Here is a 1,139-nt window from a genome sequence, read left to right as displayed (position 1 = left end):
GCTGTCGGCCAGCTTGGCCTTGCCGGTCACTGCAGAAATCTGCCAGTCGAAATCGGCATAGGTCTGGGTGGCCGCCCAGATGCTGAACATCAGGTGGTGCGCATCTACATGGGCGATCTGCCCGTTGTCGATCCAGCGCTGGATGCACTCGATGTTGTGCCGGGCCTGCTCGTTCAACTGCGCCACCTGGTTCGGTGACAGGTGTGGAGCGCCGTGCATGATCTCGCTGGCAAATACCTTGGAAGCATGGGGCAAGTCGCGGGAAATGCGGATTTTCGAGCGAATGTAGGCGCTCAGCACTTCTTTCGGGTCACCGTCGGCATTGAACGGCGTGGACGCCTGCATGATCGGCGCGATGATGCTTTCCAGCACCTCGCGGTAGAGGTTGTCCTTGGACTTGAAATAGTAATACACGTTCGGCTTGGGCAAGCCGGCCTTGGCCGCAATATCGCTGGTCTTGGTGGCCGCGAAGCCCTTGTCGGCGAATTCCTCGCTGGCTGCGCGCAGGATCAATTCCTTGTTGCGCTCGCGAATGGTGCTCATGGTCAGGGATCTTCCTCGTGTCTGGCCACCTCTAAGAGGGATCGGGCATGGTAGCACCGGGCCCGACGGGCGCTCAAGGCAGCGGCTTTGGGCTAGAATTCTGGGCATTTACTCATTCGGATGCAGGCAAACATGGCAGGAAGCAGTCTACTGGTACTGATCGACGATATCGCCACGTTGCTGGACGATGTTTCGCTGATGACCAAAGTGGCAGCAAAAAAAACCGCAGGCGTGCTGGGCGATGACCTGGCGCTCAATGCCCAGCAGGTGACGGGTGTGCGGGCCGATCGTGAACTGCCGGTGGTGTGGGCGGTGGCCAAGGGTTCGTTGATGAACAAGGCCATTCTGGTACCGGCGGCCCTGCTGATCAGCGCTTTCATCCCTTGGGCGGTCACGCCCTTGCTGATGCTGGGCGGCGCGTATCTGTGCTTCGAGGGCTTCGAGAAGCTGGCGCACAAGTTCTTGCACAGCAAAGAAGACGACGAGGCGCAAAAGGCTGCGCGCAAACAGGCTGTGGCCGATGCCAATGTCGACCTGGTGGCGTATGAGAAAGCCAAGATCAAGGGGGCTGTGCGTACCGACTTCATCCTGTCGGC

At 59.5% G+C, this 1,139-nt stretch carries 2 protein-coding genes; one reads left to right on the top strand and one right to left on the bottom strand.

The genetic code is table 11. The annotated features are described in order from the left end of the window. The coding region (locus tag GYA94_RS26465) for a TetR/AcrR family transcriptional regulator (RefSeq protein ID WP_161893433.1) at positions 1-543 on the bottom strand (543 nt) is incomplete at its 3' end. 132 nt (positions 544-675) lie between these two features. Here GYA94_RS26465 and GYA94_RS26460 point away from each other — a divergent pair. Then, on the top strand, positions 676-1,139 hold a 464-nt coding region (locus tag GYA94_RS26460; RefSeq protein ID WP_161893432.1), incomplete at its 3' end, for a DUF808 family protein.

The sequence above is a fragment of the Pseudomonas juntendi genome (genome assembly GCF_009932375.1).
Classification (GTDB): Bacteria; Pseudomonadota; Gammaproteobacteria; order Pseudomonadales; family Pseudomonadaceae; genus Aquipseudomonas; species Aquipseudomonas juntendi.
The sequence above is the reverse complement of the archived record's forward strand: the minus strand, read 5'-3'. Positions and strand labels throughout refer to the sequence as shown.